The following is a 19,815-nucleotide window of genomic DNA, read 5'->3' as shown; positions in this document are numbered from 1 at the left end:
CCACACCTAAATTTCAAGACCACTCACGACCACGAAAGAGAAAACCTGATGACCGACACCCCGCATTTCCCGCTCTCCGCCGTGGTCGGCGCCGATGACCTGAAACTCGCCCTGTGCCTGACGGCCATCGACCCGAAAATCGGTGGCGTGCTGATCGAAGGTCCGCGTGGCATGGCCAAGTCGACACTGGCGCGGGGCTTGGCGGATCTGCTCGCCAGCGGCCAATTCGTCACCTTGCCGCTGGGTGCTACCGAAGAGCGTCTGGTCGGCACGCTCGATCTTGACGCCGCCCTGAGCGACGGTCGCGCGAAGTTTTCCCCGGGGGTGCTGGCCAAGGCCGACGGTGGCGTGCTGTACGTCGATGAAGTCAATCTGCTGCCCGACCACCTGGTGGACCTGCTGCTCGATGTCGCCGCCAGTGGCACCAACCTGATCGAGCGCGACGGCATTTCCCATCGACATTCGGCGAAATTCGTCCTGATCGGCACCATGAACCCGGAAGAGGGCGAGTTGCGCCCGCAATTGCTCGATCGATTCGGCTTGAATGTCGCTCTCAGCGGCCATACCGCGCCGACCGAGCGCGGACAGATCATTCGCCGACGGCTGGATTTCGACAGCGGTCCGCAGGCGTTCTGCGCGCAGTGGGAAACCGAGCAACACGCCTTGCGCTCGCGCTGTGAAAGCGCCCGGAAGCTGTTGGTGGAAATCCCTCTGGACGATGCAGCATTGGCGTTGATTACCGAGCGTTGTTTCGCTGCTGGCGTCGATGGCTTGCGCGCCGATCTGGTGTGGTTGCGCGCGGCCCGCGCCCATGCCGCGTGGCGTGGCGCGGATGCGATTGCCGAGCAGGACATCGATGCCGTGGCCGAATTTGCCTTGCGCCATCGCCGTCGCGAACAACCTTCGGCCAACGCTGAGTCGCCTGCGCCACCGCCGTCAGGTGCAGAGAGCAAACCCGGCGAAGGGCAGGGCCAATGGGGCGAAATGCCGGCCACCGCGCAACTTGCCGGCGCCCGTCGCGAAGTCCCGAGCTGGCCGCCGCAGGCAAAAAAGCCCTAGGCATTCGCCCCCGATCCGACGCGGGGGCGAATGCCAGACCCCGCGCCGGACGCCTCGCCAATGGTCGCCAGGGCCAACGGCAGAGCGCCAGCAGCGGTTCGGTGAACTGGCCGGGGACGCTGCTCAACGGTCGCCCTCGGAACCGCGCTGATCTGCTGTTTCAGCAGCGCACCCGTTCACCCCACGAAGTCTGGTTGGTGATCGTCGATGCGTCGGCCTCGACCCGTCGCCATCGGGCCTTGAGCGACGCCAAAGGCCTGCTCGCGCAATTGTTCGACGATGCCTACCGCCAGCGGGCGCGGCTGGCCTTGCTGACGGCCAGTGGTGCCGTGCCGAAGTGGCAGGTGCAAGGTTTGAAGGCATCCAGTGGCCTGCGTCTCTGGCTCGACGGTTTGGGCGCCGGTGGCGGCACGCCGCTGCTTGCGGCGCTGGAGCAGGCGCAGCAATGGCTGACGGTGCGGCGCAAACACTTTCCCACTGAAATGCAGCGCTGTCTGATCCTGACCGATGGTCGGGTGAAAGACCTGTCGGCGCTGCCAGCGTTGGCGTGCCCGGCACTGCTGATCGACATCGAGCGCGGGCCGATTCGACTGGGCCGGGCGAAGGAACTGGCGACAGCGCTGCAAGCGCAGTATCGGCATATCGATGAGCCGGTTTCTCTCTGATACTTTCTGTGTTTGCTCGGGCCTCATCGCGAGCAGGCTCACTCCTACATTTGGAATGCGTTCCCCTGTAGGCGTGAGCCGGCTCGCGATGGGGCCAACACAATCAACCCATCTCTCCAGGCTGTACAGATTTTGAAATGATTTGCCGCTGTGGAGCGGACCCTTCGACCCTGTACGCTCCAAGGCCATTTTTCATTCAGGATTTACATGAACACCCTCTCGGAGCCTCCCAGTCAGCACTCTCCAACGCGCCTTCGTGCGGCCTTGATCCATTCGCAGCATCCCGTCTTCCGACTCCCGACTATGGTTGTTAACGCGGCTCTTGAGCCTTCGCGTTGCACTTCGCCGTGTCCGGCAGCCTGAATTCACTGAAGAGAGATCGAGACGTTTTATGGAATGGTTAGCGGATCCCACGGCCTGGTTAGGCCTGTTGACTCTGATCGTGCTGGAACTGGTGCTGGGTATCGACAACCTGGTGTTCATTGCAATCCTGGCCGACAAACTGCCGCCGCATCAGCGTGATCGCGCGCGCATCATCGGCCTGTCGCTGGCGTTGATCATGCGCCTGGGTCTGTTGGCGAGTATTTCCTGGCTGGTCACGCTGACGCAGCCGTTGTTCGAGGTGTTCGACAAGAGCTTCTCCGGGCGTGACCTGATCATGCTGTTCGGTGGGGTGTTCCTGTTGTTCAAGGCCACCATGGAATTGCACGAACGCCTCGAAGGCCACGTCGGCGAGCGCTCGACCAACACCGCCTATGCGCTGTTCTGGCCGATCGTGGCGCAAATCGTGGTACTCGACGCGGTGTTCTCGCTCGACGCGGTGATAACCGCCGTGGGCATGGTCGATGAACTGGCAGTGATGATGATCGCCGTGATCATCTCAATCGGCCTGATGATCGTCGCCAGCAAACCGCTGACCCGTTTCGTCAACGCGCACCCGACCGTGATCATGCTGTGTCTGGGCTTCCTGATGATGATCGGTTTTGCCCTGACTGCAGAAGGTCTGGGTTTCCACATCCCGAAAGGTTATCTGTATGCGGCGATCGGGTTCTCGATCCTCATCGAAGTGTTCAACCAGATCGCCCGGGCACGCCGCAAACGCTCAATGCAGGGCTTGCGTCCGCTGCGCGAGCGCACTGCGCATGCGGTAATGCGCTTGCTCGGCGGGCGCAAACTCGCAGTGGAGGAGGTCGGTGAGGAGATTTCCGATTTGCTCGACAACGGTGAAGCGCCGGTTGCCGAGCTGTTCGACCGCCGTGAGCGGGTGATGATCAGCGGCGTGCTGCAACTGGCGGAACGGCCGATTCGCCAACTGATGACGGTACGCGCCGATGTCGACCTGATCGACCTGGCCGATGATGCCGAGACCATTCGTACGAAGTTGATGCATTCGTCCTACTCGCGCTTGCCGTTGATTCGCGATGGCGCGGTGGATGAGCCGTTGGGCTTCGTACACAAGAAGGAACTGCTCAAGGAGTATCTGGCCGGCAACGAGCCGAACCTTGAGCATCTGGCCCGCAAGACCCTCAATCTGCTCGAAAGTTATTCGATCCTCAATGCGCTGGAGCAAATGCGCGCGGCCTCGACGCACATTGCTTTCGTGGTCAACGAGTTCGGTGATTTTGTCGGCGTGCTGACCATGACAGATATCCTCGAGTCGATCGCCGGCGAGTTACCCGATGCCAGCGAAATCGAAGGCCCGGACGTGGTCGAAGAGCGTGGTGGATTCCTCGTCAGTGGTGCGCTGCCCTTGGCACGAGTGCGCCAGCGCACCGGCTTCGGCGCTGAGCCTACCGAGGACTATCAGACCATGGCCGGGTTGGTCATGAGTCTTCTGGATCGCTTGCCGATGATGGGCGACCGACTGGAATACGAAGGCTGGCAACTGACCGTCAAAGCCGTTGAAGAACGACGCGTCACGCGGGTGCTGCTGGAGCGCGCTGCCGCGTAATACTCGCGCTTTTTTTACCAGCTGTGCCGGCCTTTTCGCGAGCAGGCTCGCTCCCACATTGCAACGCGGTTCGATGTGGGAGCGAGCCTGCTCGCGAAGGCGATTTGGCATGCACTTCACATCTCTGGTGAGGCTCGTTCAGAACATCCGGCGCAGGCGTGCAAGTGGGACTGTATGCAAAGTACGGAGTGTTCGGCGTAACCAAGCCAGATCATGCGTTCGTTTGCGCGCGGCAACGGGCGCTTTGGTCTTGCCGATATGCACGGCAAAATCCCGCGCGAGAGTTTCTTCCGTCCCAATGCCTTTGAGTTTTTTGAGCAACCTGCCGTTTTTGTAGAACAGCACTGTAGGCGTGCCGGCCACGTTCGGATGGCGAGGCGATTGGCTGGTGTTGAGCATATAGATGTTGGCGCGCAGCCGGTAAGGCTCGGCAATCTGCCGAAAGATCGGCCCTGCCCATTCGCAGGCGGGGCAGTGTTCATTGGCGAAATAAAGAATGACCGGGCGCCAGGTTTTCAGGGCTTCGCGGTACGTATCTGGCAGGACTGCCATCGGTGCTCTGGAACTCATCGAATGATCCTTTTTTCGAGTGAAACGGTTACGTGCTCGTGGAAAAAACGAGTTGCCCCTGATGACTGGCAACTCTTTTTTACAACTATGCGTCAGAGCAGCTTGGAAAGAGTTACGTCACCGAAGTAGGAACCATATTCACCGTTAGTCCCGTCATTGGATTCCAGTTTGACAGTGAACTTCAAAGTCGAAATCTGCGTCGTGAATTTTTCGGATTTGACTGTCCAGTCCTGACCACCTGCGACGTTGAGGTAAACCGGCTCGCCAGTCGGAACAGGCTGCACGGTAATGCGACCCGCAAATCCGGCCAGCGTTTTCATCCTTGCCGATAACATAAATGTCCCTCCGCCGCCTTCCCCAGTCAGGACCTCCTGACTAATGGAATGCGGAGTTCCAACGATGCAGTGACCGGTCACGAACTTGACGTCAGATGGATTGGACACCCAATGCATGCCCTGTTGAGAGAAGTCGCCGTTCTTGATCAGATTAGCCATGTCAATAGTCCTGTTGAGTGAGAGTCATAAGTGCCGCTGCCGCCCTCGTAAGGGCTGATCCAGTAAGCCTGCCGAGTTCATCGCGCACAACTGTCAACTCTGACAGGTAGACAGCTAAATCAGATAAACGGTATCCACGCAAATTGATCTCAATTGGCGTTTGCGCTCGCCTCATAAACGCTCACAACGTGCTCCCAAATGTGACGTCACTTCCCTCTACTGGGTAGTTATGGGACGCGGGTTTTCGGGGCAGCCCCTTTGCGGGGATGCGCTCTGTCCGTTAACGCACTGAATCATTTCAAGTTTCACGGCTGTCGCATTTTACGCTGAGGCTGTGGCACACTTTCTGCTGTCTATTCCGTAGTAACAAACCGTGTTCCGGTATAGCGGAATAAACACAATTCTGGAGTGCTTGCCATGCATCGCCGTCCTTCGTTATTCAAAGCGTGTGTTTTTGTTCTTGCAGCTTCTTCTTCGCTCGTCGGCCTGGTCCAAGCGGCTGACAGCAAGCTCGACAGTGTTCTCGCCCGTGGCAAGTTGATCGTGGGCACCGGCAGCACCAATGCGCCGTGGCACTTTCAAGGCGCGGACGGCAAGTTGCAGGGTTTTGATATCGACATCGCCAGGATGGTGGCCAAGGGGTTGTTCAATGACCCGAGCAAAGTCGAGTTCGTGGTGCAGTCGTCCGATGCACGGATTCCCAATCTGCTGACCGACAAGGTCGACATGAGCTGCCAGTTCATCACCGTCACCGCCAGCCGTGCGCAGCAAGTGGCGTTCACCCTGCCGTATTACCGCGAAGGTGTCGGCCTGCTGTTGCCTAACAACAGCAAGTACAAGGAAATCGAGGACCTGCAAGCGGCAGGCGATGACGTCACCGTGGCGGTGCTGCAGAACGTGTACGCCGAAGAATTGGTGCATCAGGCGCTGCCCAAGGCCAAGGTCGATCAGTACGACAGCGTTGACCTGATGTATCAGGCGGTGAACTCCGGCCGTGCCGATGCCGCCGCCACCGATCAGTCGTCGGTCAAATACCTGATGGTGCAGAACCCCGGCCGTTACCGCAGCCCGAGCTATGCCTGGAGCCCGCAGACTTACGCCTGTGCGGTCAAGCGCGGCGATCAGGACTGGCTGAACTTCGTCAACACCGCGCTGCATGAAGCCATGACAGGCGTTGAATTCCCGACCTACGCGGCATCATTCAAGCAATGGTTCGGCGTGGACCTGCCATCTCCAGCCATCGGTTTCCCAGTCGAATTCAAATGATCCCGTGAGAGTGGGGCGATTAGCGTCGCCCCGCTCAAGGTACTGCTGACCATGAACTATCAGTTGAACTTTGCCGCCGTGTGGCGCGATTTCGACACCTTGCTGGCGGGGCTCGGTCTGGGCTTGCAGTTGGCGCTGGTGTCGATCGCCATCGGCTGCGTGATCGGCCTGCTGATGGCGTTTGCCTTGCTGTCGAAGCATCGCGCCTTGCGGGTGCTGGCCTCGGTGTACGTCACGGTGGTGCGTAATACGCCGATCCTGGTGTTGATTCTGTTGATCTACTTTGCACTGCCAAGCCTCGGGATTCGTCTGGACAAGATTCCCTCGTTCATCATCACGCTGTCGCTGTATGCCGGCGCGTACCTGACCGAAGTGTTCCGTGGCGGCTTGCTGAGCATCCCCAAAGGGCAGCGCGAAGCTGGCCTGGCGATCGGCCTCGGCGAGTGGCAAGTGAAGGCCTACGTCACCGTTCCGGTGATGCTGCGCAACGTCTTGCCGGCGCTGTCGAACAACTTCATTTCGCTGTTCAAGGACACTTCGCTGGCCGCTGCGATTGCGGTGCCGGAGCTGACTTATTACGCGCGCAAGATCAACGTCGAAAGCTACCGGGTAATCGAAACCTGGCTGGTGACCACGGCGTTGTATGTCGCGGCCTGTTACCTCATTGCCATGCTGCTGCGTTACCTCGAGCAGCGTCTGGCGATCCGTCGATAGGAGGCTGCGATGTACCAATCTCCCAGTTGGTTGCATGAATTGTGGCTCGCCCGCGAGCCGTTGTGGCAGGGCTTTCTGACCAGTGTGCAAGTCTCGGCGCTGGCCATTGTCCTCGGCACTTTGCTCGGTGTGGTTGCCGGTCTGGTGCTGACTTATGGCAAGTTCTGGATGCGCGCACCGTTCCGCGTTTACGTCGATCTGATTCGCGGCACGCCAGTGTTCGTGCTGGTGCTGGCCTGCTTTTACATGGCGCCAGCGCTCGGTTGGCAGATCAGCGCGTTTCAGGCCGGTGCCCTGGGCCTGACGCTGTTCTGCGGCTCCCACGTCGCCGAAATCGTGCGCGGCGCGCTGCAAGCCTTACCGCGCGGGCAGATGGAGGCGGGCAAAGCCATCGGCCTGACGTTCTACCAATCCCTTGGCTACGTACTGTTGCCTCAGGCATTGCGGCAGATCCTGCCGACCTGGGTCAACTCGTCCACCGAAATCGTCAAAGCCTCGACTTTGCTTTCGGTGATCGGCGTCGCCGAACTGCTGCTCAGCACGCAACAGATCATCGCCCGGAATTTCATGACCCTGGAGTTCTACCTGTTCGCCGGTTTTCTGTTCTTCGTCATCAACTACGGCATCGAATTACTCGGCCGGCACATTGAAAAGCGGGTGGCCCTGCCATGACTCAAGCTCACGTTGCTTCACAGGATCAGGCGCTGCTGGACATTCGCGGCCTGCACAAACAGTACGGCGCGGTGGAAGTGCTCAAGGGTGTCGACCTGAGCATGCAGCGCGGCAACGTCGTCACCCTGATCGGCTCCAGCGGTTCCGGCAAGACGACGCTGCTGCGTTGCGTGAACATGCTCGAGGAGTTCCAGGGCGGGCAGATCCTGCTCGACGGCGAGTCCATCGGTTACGACGAGGTCAACGGCAAACGCGTGCGTCACCCCGAAAAGGTCATTGCTCGCCATCGCGCGATGACCGGCATGGCCTTCCAGCAGTTCAACCTTTTTCCGCACCTGACCGCGTTGCAGAACGTCACATTGGGCCTGCTCAAGGTGAAGAAGATGCACAAGGATGAAGCCGTGGTGCTCGCCGAAAAATGGCTGGAGCGTGTCGGCCTGCTGGAGCGGCGCAATCACTTTCCCGGTCAGTTGTCCGGCGGCCAGCAACAGCGGGTGGCCATCGCCCGGGCGATTGCGATGAACCCGAGCCTGATGCTCTTCGACGAAGTCACTTCGGCCCTCGACCCGGAGCTGGTCGGTGAGGTGCTCAATGTCATCAAGGGTCTGGCCGAAGACGGCATGACCATGTTGCTGGTGACCCACGAAATGCGGTTTGCCTTCGAGGTCTCGGACAAGATCGTTTTCATGAATCAAGGGCGCATCGAAGAGCAGGGACCTCCCAAGGAACTGTTCGAACGCCCGCAATCGCCGCGTCTGGCGGAATTTCTCAAGAGCACGCGGTTTTGAATCTGTACTTTTGCAATCAGGAGAAACACCCATGAGCATTACGCGTTACGGCACCGGCAGCACCGCCGCCGGCGGCCAGCCTCGTCCATTCGCCCGCGCTGTGGAAGCGGATGGTTGGCTGCACGTGTCCGGTCAGGTACCGGCGGTGGATGGCGAGATCATTGTCGGCGGCATCGTCGAGCAGACCCACCAGACCATGAAGAACCTGGTCGCGATTCTCGAAGAGGCCGGTTATGGCCTTGAGGACGTGGTCCGTGCCGGTGTGTGGCTGGACGATCCACGGGACTTCAGCAGCTTCAACAAGGTTTTCGCCGAGTATTTCAAACCCGAACACGCCCCGGCGCGCGCCTGTGTGCAGGCGAGCATGATGGTGGATTGTAAGGTTGAGATTGACTGCATTGCCTACAAGAAAAAGGCCTGATACACCGCGGCTCTTGTAGGAGCTGCCGAAGGCTGCGATCTTTTGGCATTTTTGGATGCGCCAGAAAGGCAAGATCAAAAGATCGCAGCCTGCGGCAGCTCCTACAGGGAATATCGAGTGAGTAATGACATGACCGAAGACACCATCAAACGCCGGGCACGCGGTCTGGACCGGGCGTTCGATATCCTCGATTTTCTCAAGGAAATCGGCCAGCCTTTGCGCCCCAATGATATCGCCAACGGCATCGGCAGCCCGAAATCCACGGTCTACGAACTGGTCGCCTCCTTGCTGGAACGGCGCATTCTGGAGCCAGTGGGCAAGGACGGCCACGTCTATCTGGGCCGCCAGTTGTACTTCCTCGGTCAGGCCCATCTGCGTCATTTCGATCTCAGCCGCGAGGCCGATCAGGCCTTGCAGGAGATCGTCAGCCAGACCCGCGAAACCGCGCAGATGTGCCTGCTCAACGGGCGCAAATATACGGTCGCGTTGATGAAGGAGGGTGAGCGGCATTTCCGCATCTCCTCCGACATCGGTGAAAACGCGCCGATCCCGTGGACCGCCTCCGGGCGCCTGCTGCTCGCGCACTTGAGCGATCAGCAGATCATCGACCTGATCGACGAGGACGACTACATCCTGCCCGACGGCGAGCGCCTGCCGCTGGAACGCTTTCTGGCGGAGATTCGTCAGGCCGGCATCGATGGCTTTTTCTCCTTCGACAGCGTCGCCGACACCTTCACCCATTGCTTCGCCGCGCCGGTCAAAGACCCGCAGGGCGTGGCGATTTGTACCCTGTGCATCGTCGCTCCGCGCGCCGATGCGAAAAACAACTACAACGACTATCGCCGGGTGCTGATTGAAAGCGCCAACAGCCTCGCCCGGCGTATCAACGAATAACCGCGGCTGCCTGCGGCCGCGACTGCGAGGATTGGACCATGACCACTGCCATCAACTCTGCCGTAGACAAAGGTGACGCCGCGACTGGCGCGCAACTGACCCGCGACGTCAGCCTGCCCGCGCTGGTGCTGCACCGCGAGGCGCTGGAGCACAACATCCGCTGGATGCAGAAATTTGTCAGCGACAGCGGCGCCGAACTCGCGCCCCACGGCAAAACCAGCATGACCCCGGCGCTGTTCAAGCGGCAGCTCGACGCGGGTGCCTGGGGCATCACCCTCGCCAGCGCCACCCAGACCCGCGCCGCTTACGCCCATGGCGTGCGCCGGGTGTTGATGGCCAATCAACTGGTCGGCACGCCGAACATGGCGTTGATTGCCGATCTGCTCGCTGATCCGACGTTCGATTTCCATTGCATGGTCGATCACCCGGACAACGTCGCCGACCTCGGGGCTTACTTCGCGTCCCGTGGGGTCAGGCTCAACGTGATGATCGAATACGGCGTGGTCGGCGGGCGCTGCGGTTGCCGCAGCGAGCAGGAAGTCATCGAGCTGGCCAAGGCCATCGATGCGCAACCGGCGCTGGCCCTGACCGGTATCGAAGGTTATGAGGGCGTGATCCACGGCGATCACGCGGTCAGCGGCATTCGCGAATTTGCCGCGTCGCTGGTACGCCTGGCCGTGCAGCTGCAGGACAGCGGCGCTTTCGCAATCGCCAAACCGATCATCACCGCATCGGGTTCGGCCTGGTATGACCTGATTGCCGAATCCTTCGAAACGCAGAACGCCGCTGGGCGTTTCCTCAGCGTGTTGCGCCCGGGCAGTTACGTGGCGCACGACCATGGCATCTACAAAGAAGCGCAGTGCTGCGTGCTCGAGCGTCGCAGCGATCTGCACGAAGGCCTGCGCCCGGCGCTGGAAGTCTGGGCTCATGTGCAATCGTTGCCGGAACCGGGTTTTGCGGTGATCGCCCTGGGCAAACGTGACGTCGCATTCGATGCCGGTCTGCCGGTGCCGCTGTTGCGCTACAAGGCCGGCGTGGTGCCGGCGGTGGGGGATGATGTCGGTGCGTGCAAGGTCACGGCGGTGATGGATCAGCATGCATTCATGACCGTGGCACCGGGTGTAGAACTGCGGGTCGGCGACATCATTTCCTTTGGTACTTCGCATCCGTGCCTGACGTTCGACAAATGGCGTGTTGGGTTGCTGGTGGATGATCAGTTGGCGGTCATCGAGACCATGGAAACTTGCTTCTAAGGCTTGAGATTGCGTTGCGGCGGCTGATCGCGAGCAGGCTCACTCCTACATTTGGAACGCATTTCAATTGTAGGAGTGAGCCTGCTCGCGATAGCACCAGAACAGCCACCACCGAACCCCCAGAGATCCCACCCGATGAAAATCCCCCGCAACACCCCGCGCATCGCCCTGATCGGCGAATGCATGATCGAACTGCAACAACGTGCCGACGGCAGTCTGCAGCAAAGTTTTGGTGGCGATACCCTCAATACCGCGGTTTACCTGTCCCGGGCCATGGGCGACAAGGCGCAGGTCGATTACGTCACTGCGCTGGGTGATGACAGTTTCAGCGACGCCATGTGCCAGATCTGGCGCAGCGAGGGCATCGGCCTGGACAGGGTGCAGCGCTTGCCGGGCCGTTTGCCCGGTTTGTACTGCATCCAGACCGATGCCAACGGCGAGCGGCGATTTCTGTACTGGCGCAACGAAGCGGCGGTACGCGATTGCTTTACCACGCCCGCGGCCGAGCCGATCCTCGCGGCCCTGCCGGACTACGACGTGCTGTATTTCAGCGGCATCACCCTCGCCGTACTCGGCATGCAAGGCCGCGCCCGACTGATCAGGACGTTGAGCGAAGCGCGGCAGCGCGATGCGCGCATCGTGTTCGACAACAACTATCGCCCACGCCTGTGGGCTTCGGTGGAGGAGGCGCGGGCGGCGTATCGCAGCGTCCTGCCTTATGTCGATCTGGCGTTGCTGACCGTGGATGATGAACAGGCATTGTTCGGGTTTCCCGACGCGCAAGAGGTGTTCGCCGCCTATGCGCAGTTCGGCACACCGGAGGTGGTACTCAAGCGTGGCGCCGAGGCGTGTCTGATTCGTTGCGCGGGGGAGACGTTTGAAGTGCCGGCGCACAAGGTCGACAAGGTAGTCGACACCACGGCGGCGGGGGATTCGTTCAGCGCGGCGTACCTGGCCAGGCGCTTGCTCGGCGGCAGTCCGGCAGAGGCGGCGCAGGCGGGGCATGAATTGGCCAGCCGGGTGATACAGGTGCCCGGAGCGCTGATCCCCCGAACTTGAAATGCAATTCCTGTAGGAGCTGCCGAAGGCTGCGATCTTTTGATCTTGACCCGCAAAAGCAAGATCAAAAGATCGCAGCCTCGTTGCACTCGTCAGCTCCTACAGCGAGCAGCGATCAATCCCGATAAAACACCTGCACCAGGTGATAGCCAAACTTGCTCTTGATCGGCCCATGCACGGTGCGCAGCGGTTTCTTGAAGATCACCGCGTCAATCGCGCCGACCATCTGTCCCGGGCGCACTTCATCCAGATCGCCGCCGCGTTTGCCGGACGGGCAGGTCGAGAATTTCTTCGCCAGGACATCGAACGCTTCGCCCTTGGCGATGCGCTGTTTGAGTTGTTCGGCCTCTTCGGCGGTTTTCACCAGAATGTGGCGGGCTTGGGCTTTCATCGTGCAATACCTGATAACGGGGTGACAGCGGGGCGCGCGATTATGCCCCAACTCACGGCCTCGGGTTGCTCAACTTGCGGATCTTGCTTGCCAGCACTTCAAGGACGAAGGGTTTGGCGACCATGTCCATGCCTTCTTCGAGAAAGCCCTGACGCTCGGCAGCAATCTGCGCATAGCCAGTCATGAACAACACTTTCAGACTCGGACGATGCTGGCGAGCGATCTCGGCCAACTGGCGGCCGTTCATGCCGGGCAGCCCGACATCGGTGACCAGCAGATCGACGCGTTGCGCGGATTCGAGCAAGGGCAGGGCGGTCTGGGCGTTCTCCGCTTCGACGGTTTTGTAGCCCAGTTCCTTGAGCAGATCGAGCACCAGCATGCGCACTGCCGGGTCATCCTCGACCACGATCGCGGTCTCGCCCGAGGATGAAGCGGCGATCGGCTCGGCGGTTTCGATTGAGGTGGTTTCCGTTGTCGGCTCCAGCAAACGCGGCAAGTACAGGCGCACGCAAGTGCCTTGGCCCGGCACACTGTCGAGGCTTACATGTCCGCCGGACTGTTGGGCGAATCCGTAAATCATCGACAACCCCAGGCCGGTGCCCTGGCCGATCGGTTTGGTGGTGAAAAACGGATCGAACGCCTTGGCCCGAATCGACGGGGTCATGCCGGTGCCATTGTCACTGACCGCGAGCATCACGTATTCCCCGGCCTTCACCGGCTCGAGAATGGTGATGTCGCTGCTGTCGAGATACACGTTCGCGGTCTGGATAAGTAACGTGCCGCCTTCCGGCATCGCATCGCGGGCGTTGATCACCAGATTGAGCAGAGCATTTTCCAACTGACTGACGTCGGTGCTGACCGGCCACACATCGTCGGGCAGGCGCAGTTGCAGATCGATCGGATCGCCCTTGGTGCGGCGGATCAGGTCTTCCAGCGAATGCACCAGCTCGTTGACGTTCAGTTGCTTGCGATCCAGCGACTGGCGCCGCGAGAACGCCAGCAAACGATGGGTCAGCGCCGCCGCGCGATTGGCCGATGAGACCGCCGCTTCGGTGAAACGGCCGATCTCGTCGGCGCGACCATTGGCGATGTAGCGCTGCATCAGGTCGAGACTGCCGATGATGCCGGTGAGCATGTTATTGAAGTCGTGGGCGATGCCGCCGGTGAGCTGGCCGACAGCCTCCATTTTTTGCGCGTGACGCAAGGCATCTTCCGCGCGCTCGCGTTCGAACATCTCGTTCTGCAGACGCTGATTGGCCTGGGCCAGTTGTTCGGTGCGTGCGCTGACCCGCTCTTCAAGCGTTTCATTGAGATTGCGCAAGGCTTCTTCGGTTTTCTTGCGCTCGGTTTCGTCGATCACAAAGATGTAGAAGCCGTTCACCGCACCGTCCGCGCCATGACGTGGCAGATAGTTCATCAAGGCATGACGGATGCTGCCATCGCGGTGTGGGGTGTAGAAACTGAAAGAACAGGAGCGTCCGGCCAGCGCTTCGGCAATGTACGGTGCGCGCAGGAAGTAGGCTTCTTCGCCAACCACTTCGCGGATCGTGCGCCCGTACAATTCCTGCGGCGTCAGGCCGTACCAATCGAGGTACGCCGCGTTGTTCAGGCGGAAACGCTCTTCGGCGTCGACATAGCTGATCAGGATCGGCATGGCGTTGATGATCAGCTGCAGCTCGGTCTGGCTCTGACGCAGCGCCTGTTCGGTGTGTTTGCGTTCGGTCAGGTCCAGCGCCGCGCCGAGAAAGCGCATGGGTCGACCGTGATGATCCTTGTAGCAGCGCCCGCGCGCGAAGACCCAGCGCAGCGTGCCGTCGGCTTGCAACAGGCGGTACTCCTCGGCGTACTCGGTGCCGTTCGTGATGCAGTACTTGATGCCGCGCGCGACCATGGCGCGGTCTTCCGGGTGCACGCCGTGCAGGTAGTCGCTGATCGGCAGCTGTGCGGCGGCGGCTGGATCGACACCGTGCAGTTCGGCAAAGTGCGCGTCGGCAATGAAACGGTCTTCGCCAATGTCCCAGTCCCACGTGCCGACGGCATCAGCCGCGGCCAGGGCCAGTTGCAGGCGTTCTTCGGACTGACGCTGGGCCTTGAGGCTTTCCTCGGAGCGGCGCTGCAATTCCAGGGCGATGCGTCGGCGTTCGTTGGTTTCGATGGCCGTGATCAGAATTCCCGCCACTTGTGCGCTTTCATCACGAATCGGGCTGTAAGTCAGATCCAGCCAGAAGTCGGTTTTTTTGCCGTCGCGCTGTACCGTGAAACGCTGCTCACTGAAGCTGCGAACCTGTCCCTGCAACACCGCCTGATAAATCGGCTCGGAAAAATCCCGCACTTCCGGCCAGACCTCATGCGTCGGCTGTCCGAACGCTTGCGGATGCTTGCTGCCGGCGAGCAGGGCGAAACCATTGTTGTAGATCTGCGTCAGCTCAGGGCCCCATAACAGCAGCATCGGCATCGGTGAATGAATCACGATATCCACTGCCGTGCGCAGGCTCTGCGGCCAGGTGCCGGCAGCGCCCAGCGGGCTGCGGCTCCAGTCGGTGCGGGCAATCAGGGCCTGAGCGTCATCGGTGGTGGGTACAGCATTCATGTTTCAATCCTGAGCGTGGTTCGGTGAGACGAGGTCTATCATTGTTGCAGGAGCCGCGCCAAGCGTAGGCCAAATCTGCTCATCCAATGCTTCGCGGGTGCTTTCAGCCATGGAAATCGATGCACTGTTATCAACATTGTCGCAAAAAAACGGTTCGGATCTGTTCCTCTCCACCGGCGCACCGCCCAGCGCGCGCGTTGACGGTGTGTTGACGGCATTGAACGATCAGCCATTCAAACCCGGCGAAACCGCGGCAATCGCCACCTCCCTGATGGACGCTGAGCAGCGCCGGGAGTTCGACCGGGATCTGGAAATGAACCTGGCAATCTCCCGAACGGGCGTCGGGCGGTTCCGGGTGAACATTTTCAAGCAGCGCAACGACGTCTCGATCGTCATCCGCAACGTCAAACTCGACATTCCGCAATTCGAAGACTTGAAGCTGCCGCCAGTGTTGCTCGAGACGGTGATGCTCAAACGCGGCCTGATTCTCTTCGTCGGCGCCACCAGTTCAGGCAAGTCAACCTCGCTGGCCGCCCTGATCGACCACCGCAACCGCCACAGTGCCGGGCACATCGTGACCATCGAGGACCCGATCGAATATATCCATCGGCACAAGCGTTCGATCATCAACCAGCGTGAAGTCGGCGTCGACACGCGCAGCTTTCATGCCGCGCTGAAGAACACCCTGCGCCAGGCCCCGGACGTCGTATTGATCGGCGAAATCCGTGATCGCGAAACCATGGAACATGCATTGTCATTCGCCGATACCGGGCATCTGGTGCTGTCGACGTTGCACGCGACCAATGCCAATCAGGCACTCGATCGAATCATCAATATGTTTCCCGAGGAGCGGCGCGAGCAGCTTTTGCAAACCCTGGGCAACAACCTGAAGGCTTGTGTATCGCAAAGACTTGTACGCACGGTTGACGGGCAGAGAAGAGCAGCGGTGGAAGTCATGCTGGGGAATCCGACTATTGAAGATCACATTCGGAGAAATGAGTTGGGTGAGTTGAAAGGCATAATGGAAAAATCCATCGATTTGGGCATGCAGACCTTTGATGGTGCTCTTTACAACCTGGTTCTGGAGGGGGCGATCACTATGGAAGAAGCATTCAAGAATGCAGACTCCATAAATAACATCAGGCTGCGATTAAAACTTTCCGGCGAATCAATTGATGCGCAGGGCCGCCATTCTGGCGGCTGGAGTTTGTTGGAGTAAAAAATCGTGTAGTTGCAGTTGTTGTTTTAAGTGTTGAGAAATATCGGTTAATAAACCTTCGCTTGAAGGTTTAATGCGTTTGTTTAAGGTTGCGTTCGTTGTTTAATTGTTGAATAAAGGACGCAATATGAGAGTAAGAAGTGTTTTTGAACAAAGCGCTGTGTTGACCGCAGAAGATAATAATTTCTGCTCGGAGGCTGATCAGTTTGAGCGGGCAGAGATTGTAAGTCGAATTTCCGGTAGTTATCAGGCCGGTTCGTCTTTACCGGATTTTGAGATGTTAAGTCTGGATTTACAGCCAGGTTCATCCATGCATTATGTGCAAAAACCTTTTAGCGATCTGCTCGCGAAGTGTGTAAATCGTTACGAACCGGGCGCGATTGCAATACTCAAGGGCGATGGGTTGTTAATGGCTGATGGGCTTGAGCAGGTGGCGGCTAGAATCAAGTCCGCGCCCGAAGCTCATGACGATTTTGAAGTGCTCAAAGACGGCCTCAATCTGACCGGAGGTCAAATCTGGTCGAATGGAAAGGCGAGTTACGCACAGTGGTTGCGCTTTCATGGTTTGCATGTCCCTACAGACATTGATCAACTGACGAAGTTGGTGGAATTTTTGACCTTGAGGTGGTCAGCAGCGGATCAGCTTCCCGATTACTGGGAGTGCATCAATGGCGGCGTGATCACATTGACCGCTGAAGAATGTAAAGAAATTCGTGATTTGACGACGGAGTTTTTTTCAGGCTCTTTGCTGGACATTTTGTATGAGCAGATCAAGCCGAAGTTGGCGGATCGCATTTCTTGGGAAAGTGCAGGTGATGTTGTTGCCCAGTTGATAGGCCATCAGTATTCACAGGCTCAGGCCAAGCGCTATATCGAAAGGTTGGCGTGGTGGGGGGCAAATAGTGATGAGGCGCTGGACAGTCAAAGACGTTCATCCGTCCTGTACACTGCGATTATTCTTCAGCTTGATCCGTTGATCGGTACCCAGCATAGGAGAAACTGTATTGCTGGTTTCGATATCTATGACCCCGAAACAGCGGCTGATCAATCTTTGAGTGTTGTCCGGGAAAACATTGAGAGTCACCTTGTTGACAGCAAGAAAATTTCTCGCCTGCTTGTTCCACTGGCATCTCACTTACTATTGTCTTCCATCGCCCCGGCGTTGCTGGTTAAAAACATTCCGGCATGGCTTACTGCGGGCTCTATAAGTTGGGTGGTTTTTTCGCAAACGGTTGGCTCTATCGAAATGACTGCCAAAGGCGCATCGCGCCTTATGACATATGACCAGGTTATGAAATTTGCTGATCTGGAATCGATCAGTAAATCAATTAGCGCTCTGCAGGGTCTGGCTTTGATCGATGCCGCTACGGACTGGGGGTTGATCAATGAGGTGATCACGCCCGAGGACATACAGACAACTATTGGAGAAGCAACGCAACGGGCAATGAATGCCTATCAAAACCACGTGGAGACTATTGTCAAAGGCACCAAAGCCTTCACTGCCCCCGTGCCAAATCGCAGGCGGATTGCTTTGGCCGCTCTGGAGCCGGCGCTGCCGAATTGCGATTTTCTGGAAGAGCCGATACTTCGCCCGAATACGTTTTCCGATTTGAGGCACTCTATACTCGAGTTGCAAATAGAGGACGAACTTGCTTCCGGCCAGTGGGACTGGAATAAACAACCCCACATACTTACTCAGTATCCACTGCTGCAATACTGTACTCCCACCCGAGTCGCCTTTTTGGCAGAGACGCGCGAGTATCACAAAAATATTCATGCCGCCATGGAAACAAACATAAAAATGGCGCTGGCGGGTATGCCACGTCAAGACCGGGATGTATTTGAAAGGAGCAGAATTACATTCTTTACAGTCCGTCGAACCGCCGGGACATTTATTCATGAGCCGGTAGATCACAGACAGACAAGTGCCGACCGGCAGGAAACGAAAGTTGTAGAGATCCAGGCTGATAAAGATCGTGCCCGAGGTCGATTTGCGCTGATAATGATCGCATCCCATGGCAATAATGAACTTCTATGCTACGAAATGTTCAGCTTGTTGGGTGAGTGTCGTAGAAATGATGCGCTGGGGGCTTTGATAAAGAATACCGGCAAAATGAGTATGCCATCCAGGCTGGATTATAAGGGCGGGCTTAACGACAAACATCCTCCAGTCCCAGAAACGCATAACGTCCCGATCGACATAAGCAGCTATATGAACGGTACTCAAGCGAACCCGAATTCAGCAGGTTCGATGATAATCGAGAAGCTCGGCACGATCGCAGCACCAATCATCGAGTCTGGCAGCAAAAAAAGTTATTATCAGTACTTCATCAGTGCACAGGCGCAGAATATTGCGAAGTTCATAGTCGCCAATCGTCCTATTGGCAGCGTAGATGAGCTGCTGGAGACATTTACTGATCTTACGGAGAAAGAGAAAAAAGCGCGGCAATACGATGAGGCGGTAACGTTTGTAATCGATCTGATTGTGCCGTTCAAAAAATGCATCGAGGACCTGGCGTCCGCAGAAAGAAATAAAGTTGTCGATGGTATCTACGGTTGTTCCATGGACGCTATTGGTGTTTTGTTTACGCTTGTAGGTGCTCCGGTCAAGGTGCTTAATATCGCTACAAAGTCGATATCGCAGACTGCCAAACTTGCTAAATTCCTGAAGTATGGTTTGCAATTGGCGGTCTCGACCTTCAATCCGATTGATGGGTTACCCTCGACGGGTTACAAAATTTCAAAAATATTAATCAGAAATGGATTGAGCTTGGCGCCCAAGGGGTTGAGGCTTCTAGATGCTGCTTCCTCGCAACTGAAAAACTTCACGGGGGGCAGACATTCCACTGATTTGATTCAGGCTGCCAGCCTTCCAGCGCTCGGGCAGGGGAAGTGGCGACCTCGCAGCGGGGCTCTTACTGCGCTGAGTGTCAGTGCGTTCAAGAAAAGTAATCATTGGTATGCGCTCACCCGGAGCGGTAAGCCTTGGGGAAAAAAGCTGCCGAACTTCGAATTCAAGTGTTCGTTTACTCTCCCAAGTGTACGACCAGAAAGTCTTACGAAACATATCATCGAACACGGCCTGCGCATTTCTAAGCAGAAGTTGGATTCCGCAATTACTGTATTGACGAACTCCCGGATCAATCTGGATACCGACCTGGCGATCGGTCTGTTTTTGGGGACTACGGACAATGGTCGCTCGAAGATCGAGGCACTACTAAAGACTGTAAGACTCGACTTTGCAGGGGTTTCCGCGAGTAATTTCTTTCTTGATCCGCTGAAGACTGATGATCAGGTCGTCAGTGTCGATGTCAATCAATACAACGAGTGGAAAAAAGCAGAGTTGCATGCTCGGAATGAAGTGCAGTTCATGACGGTTAACAATCAGAATCTCAATGTGGGTTTTGAATTCAGCAGATTCAATTATGGAGCAGTTGCCGATGATCTGTTACATGAGATGTGTCGAGCACAGGCCGGAACGGTAGATTACGCTTATGCTCCGGCGGCAATACGAAACAAGACCCAGCACTGTGACGTTAGCCGGTTATTGAATTTCGCTGCAGGGCACATACCTTATATTGGCCCAGCTGCTGGCGATGGTAGCGCTTTGCAAAACGCGGACTCGATTGCAATGCTGGTAGCTTTGCTCAGCCAGAAAGAGTCTGATCCATCAGAATTCAATATGAACATGACACGTCTGAAGTCTGCAGTTAAAAGGAGCGCAGGTCGAAAGATCACCGAGGAAGTCTGGTTGAATCTCAACGATTAAGCGTCCAGACCATTCCCGGGCCATTAGCCTGTGACTCGCG

The 19,815-nt window shown here is 57.8% G+C and carries 17 protein-coding genes; 13 read left to right on the top strand and 4 right to left on the bottom strand.

Features of this window, described 5'->3' with window-relative positions:
• Window positions 1–48: 48 nt before the first annotated feature.
• From BLU71_RS09590 to BLU71_RS09580, 3 genes are all read left to right on the top strand, one after another.
• On the top strand, window positions 49–1,059 hold the full coding sequence (locus tag BLU71_RS09590) for an ATP-binding protein (protein ID WP_083352923.1): 1,011 nt from the start codon (window positions 49–51) through the stop codon (window positions 1,057–1,059).
• Entirely contained in the window at window positions 975–1,724 is a 750-nt protein-coding gene (locus BLU71_RS09585; protein WP_083352922.1) for a vWA domain-containing protein, read from the top strand. Before BLU71_RS09590 ends, BLU71_RS09585 begins: the two co-directional genes overlap by 85 nt.
• A 391-nt stretch (window positions 1,725–2,115) precedes the next feature.
• Window positions 2,116–3,675, top strand: coding sequence for a TerC family protein (locus BLU71_RS09580; protein ID WP_064361773.1), 1,560 nt, complete (start codon window positions 2,116–2,118; stop codon window positions 3,673–3,675).
• A 138-nt stretch (window positions 3,676–3,813) separates the two neighbouring features.
• Here the strand turns inward: BLU71_RS09580 and BLU71_RS09575 are convergent, their stop codons facing one another.
• Complete coding sequence (locus BLU71_RS09575) at window positions 3,814–4,245, bottom strand: thioredoxin family protein (protein ID WP_083352921.1); 432 nt, start codon at window positions 4,243–4,245, stop codon at window positions 3,814–3,816.
• A 92-nt stretch (window positions 4,246–4,337) separates the two neighbouring features.
• Window positions 4,338–4,739, bottom strand: a complete 402-nt coding sequence (locus BLU71_RS09570; RefSeq protein ID WP_083352920.1) for a hypothetical protein — start codon at window positions 4,737–4,739, stop codon at window positions 4,338–4,340.
• Between the two features lie 417 nt (window positions 4,740–5,156).
• Between BLU71_RS09570 and BLU71_RS09565 the strand changes: the two genes are divergently transcribed.
• From BLU71_RS09565 to BLU71_RS09530, 8 genes are all read left to right on the top strand, one after another.
• A complete protein-coding gene (locus BLU71_RS09565) occupies window positions 5,157–6,005 on the top strand; it encodes a transporter substrate-binding domain-containing protein (RefSeq protein ID WP_064361771.1) in 849 nt (282 codons plus the stop codon).
• A 51-nt stretch (window positions 6,006–6,056) separates the two neighbouring features.
• Window positions 6,057–6,719, top strand: a complete 663-nt coding sequence (locus BLU71_RS09560) for an amino acid ABC transporter permease (protein ID WP_024012746.1) — start codon at window positions 6,057–6,059, stop codon at window positions 6,717–6,719.
• A gap of 9 nt (window positions 6,720–6,728) precedes the next feature.
• Window positions 6,729–7,391, top strand: a complete 663-nt coding sequence (locus BLU71_RS09555) for an amino acid ABC transporter permease (RefSeq protein WP_042610356.1) — start codon at window positions 6,729–6,731, stop codon at window positions 7,389–7,391.
• On the top strand, window positions 7,388–8,179 hold the full coding sequence (locus BLU71_RS09550) for an amino acid ABC transporter ATP-binding protein (RefSeq protein ID WP_064361770.1): 792 nt from the start codon (window positions 7,388–7,390) through the stop codon (window positions 8,177–8,179). Before BLU71_RS09555 ends, BLU71_RS09550 begins: the two co-directional genes overlap by 4 nt.
• A gap of 31 nt (window positions 8,180–8,210) precedes the next feature.
• Window positions 8,211–8,600 (top strand): RidA family protein, encoded by a 390-nt coding sequence (locus BLU71_RS09545; RefSeq protein WP_042610358.1) that lies wholly within the window; start codon window positions 8,211–8,213, stop codon window positions 8,598–8,600.
• Between the two features lie 129 nt (window positions 8,601–8,729).
• Window positions 8,730–9,494: an IclR family transcriptional regulator gene (locus tag BLU71_RS09540; protein WP_042610359.1), complete on the top strand. Its 765-nt coding sequence runs from the start codon at window positions 8,730–8,732 to the stop codon at window positions 9,492–9,494.
• 38 nt (window positions 9,495–9,532) lie between these two features.
• Entirely contained in the window at window positions 9,533–10,747 is a 1,215-nt protein-coding gene (locus BLU71_RS09535) for an amino acid deaminase (RefSeq protein ID WP_083352919.1), read from the top strand.
• A 135-nt stretch (window positions 10,748–10,882) separates the two neighbouring features.
• A complete protein-coding gene (locus BLU71_RS09530) occupies window positions 10,883–11,806 on the top strand; it encodes a sugar kinase (RefSeq protein ID WP_083352918.1) in 924 nt (307 codons plus the stop codon).
• Between the two features lie 115 nt (window positions 11,807–11,921).
• On the opposite strand, the gene BLU71_RS09525 is transcribed toward BLU71_RS09530, so the two are convergent.
• On the bottom strand, window positions 11,922–12,197 hold the full coding sequence (locus BLU71_RS09525; RefSeq protein WP_083352917.1) for a peptidylprolyl isomerase: 276 nt from the start codon (window positions 12,195–12,197) through the stop codon (window positions 11,922–11,924).
• A 52-nt stretch (window positions 12,198–12,249) separates the two neighbouring features.
• The gene (locus BLU71_RS09520) at window positions 12,250–14,787 is read right to left on the bottom strand and encodes a hybrid sensor histidine kinase/response regulator (RefSeq protein ID WP_083352916.1); all 2,538 of its coding nucleotides are present in this window, start codon (window positions 14,785–14,787) and stop codon (window positions 12,250–12,252) included.
• A gap of 109 nt (window positions 14,788–14,896) precedes the next feature.
• On the opposite strand from BLU71_RS09520, the gene BLU71_RS09515 reads away from it, so the two are divergent.
• Together BLU71_RS09515 and BLU71_RS09510 are read left to right on the top strand one after the other, a co-directional pair.
• Complete coding sequence (locus BLU71_RS09515) at window positions 14,897–16,006, top strand: PilT/PilU family type 4a pilus ATPase (RefSeq protein ID WP_083352915.1); 1,110 nt, start codon at window positions 14,897–14,899, stop codon at window positions 16,004–16,006.
• Window positions 16,007–16,133: 127 nt separating this feature from the next.
• Window positions 16,134–19,775, top strand: a complete 3,642-nt coding sequence (locus BLU71_RS09510) for a hypothetical protein (RefSeq protein WP_083352914.1) — start codon at window positions 16,134–16,136, stop codon at window positions 19,773–19,775.
• Window positions 19,776–19,815 lie beyond the last annotated feature (40 nt).

It is taken from the genome of Pseudomonas moraviensis (genome assembly GCF_900105805.1).
In the GTDB taxonomy this organism is placed as follows: domain Bacteria; phylum Pseudomonadota; class Gammaproteobacteria; order Pseudomonadales; family Pseudomonadaceae; genus Aquipseudomonas; species Aquipseudomonas moraviensis_A.
The sequence above is the reverse complement of the archived record's forward strand: the minus strand, read 5'-3'. Positions and strand labels throughout refer to the sequence as shown.

What these genes read in the sequence shown, in the direction of transcription:
- BLU71_RS09590 (WP_083352923.1), top strand. Translation starts at nt 49, where the DNA reads ATGACCGACACCCCGCATTTCCCGCTCTCCGCCGTGGTCGGCGCCGAT.
- BLU71_RS09585 (WP_083352922.1), top strand. Translation starts at nt 975, where the DNA reads ATGGGGCGAAATGCCGGCCACCGCGCAACTTGCCGGCGCCCGTCGCGA.
- BLU71_RS09580 (WP_064361773.1), top strand. Translation starts at nt 2,116, where the DNA reads ATGGAATGGTTAGCGGATCCCACGGCCTGGTTAGGCCTGTTGACTCTG.
- BLU71_RS09575 (WP_083352921.1), bottom strand. Translation starts at nt 4,245, where the DNA reads ATGAGTTCCAGAGCACCGATGGCAGTCCTGCCAGATACGTACCGCGAA.
- BLU71_RS09570 (WP_083352920.1), bottom strand. Translation starts at nt 4,739, where the DNA reads ATGGCTAATCTGATCAAGAACGGCGACTTCTCTCAACAGGGCATGCAT.
- BLU71_RS09565 (WP_064361771.1), top strand. Translation starts at nt 5,157, where the DNA reads ATGCATCGCCGTCCTTCGTTATTCAAAGCGTGTGTTTTTGTTCTTGCA.
- BLU71_RS09560 (WP_024012746.1), top strand. Translation starts at nt 6,057, where the DNA reads ATGAACTATCAGTTGAACTTTGCCGCCGTGTGGCGCGATTTCGACACC.
- BLU71_RS09555 (WP_042610356.1), top strand. Translation starts at nt 6,729, where the DNA reads ATGTACCAATCTCCCAGTTGGTTGCATGAATTGTGGCTCGCCCGCGAG.
- BLU71_RS09550 (WP_064361770.1), top strand. Translation starts at nt 7,388, where the DNA reads ATGACTCAAGCTCACGTTGCTTCACAGGATCAGGCGCTGCTGGACATT.
- BLU71_RS09545 (WP_042610358.1), top strand. Translation starts at nt 8,211, where the DNA reads ATGAGCATTACGCGTTACGGCACCGGCAGCACCGCCGCCGGCGGCCAG.
- BLU71_RS09540 (WP_042610359.1), top strand. Translation starts at nt 8,730, where the DNA reads ATGACCGAAGACACCATCAAACGCCGGGCACGCGGTCTGGACCGGGCG.
- BLU71_RS09535 (WP_083352919.1), top strand. Translation starts at nt 9,533, where the DNA reads ATGACCACTGCCATCAACTCTGCCGTAGACAAAGGTGACGCCGCGACT.
- BLU71_RS09530 (WP_083352918.1), top strand. Translation starts at nt 10,883, where the DNA reads ATGAAAATCCCCCGCAACACCCCGCGCATCGCCCTGATCGGCGAATGC.
- BLU71_RS09525 (WP_083352917.1), bottom strand. Translation starts at nt 12,197, where the DNA reads ATGAAAGCCCAAGCCCGCCACATTCTGGTGAAAACCGCCGAAGAGGCC.
- BLU71_RS09520 (WP_083352916.1), bottom strand. Translation starts at nt 14,787, where the DNA reads ATGAATGCTGTACCCACCACCGATGACGCTCAGGCCCTGATTGCCCGC.
- BLU71_RS09515 (WP_083352915.1), top strand. Translation starts at nt 14,897, where the DNA reads ATGGAAATCGATGCACTGTTATCAACATTGTCGCAAAAAAACGGTTCG.
- BLU71_RS09510 (WP_083352914.1), top strand. Translation starts at nt 16,134, where the DNA reads ATGAGAGTAAGAAGTGTTTTTGAACAAAGCGCTGTGTTGACCGCAGAA.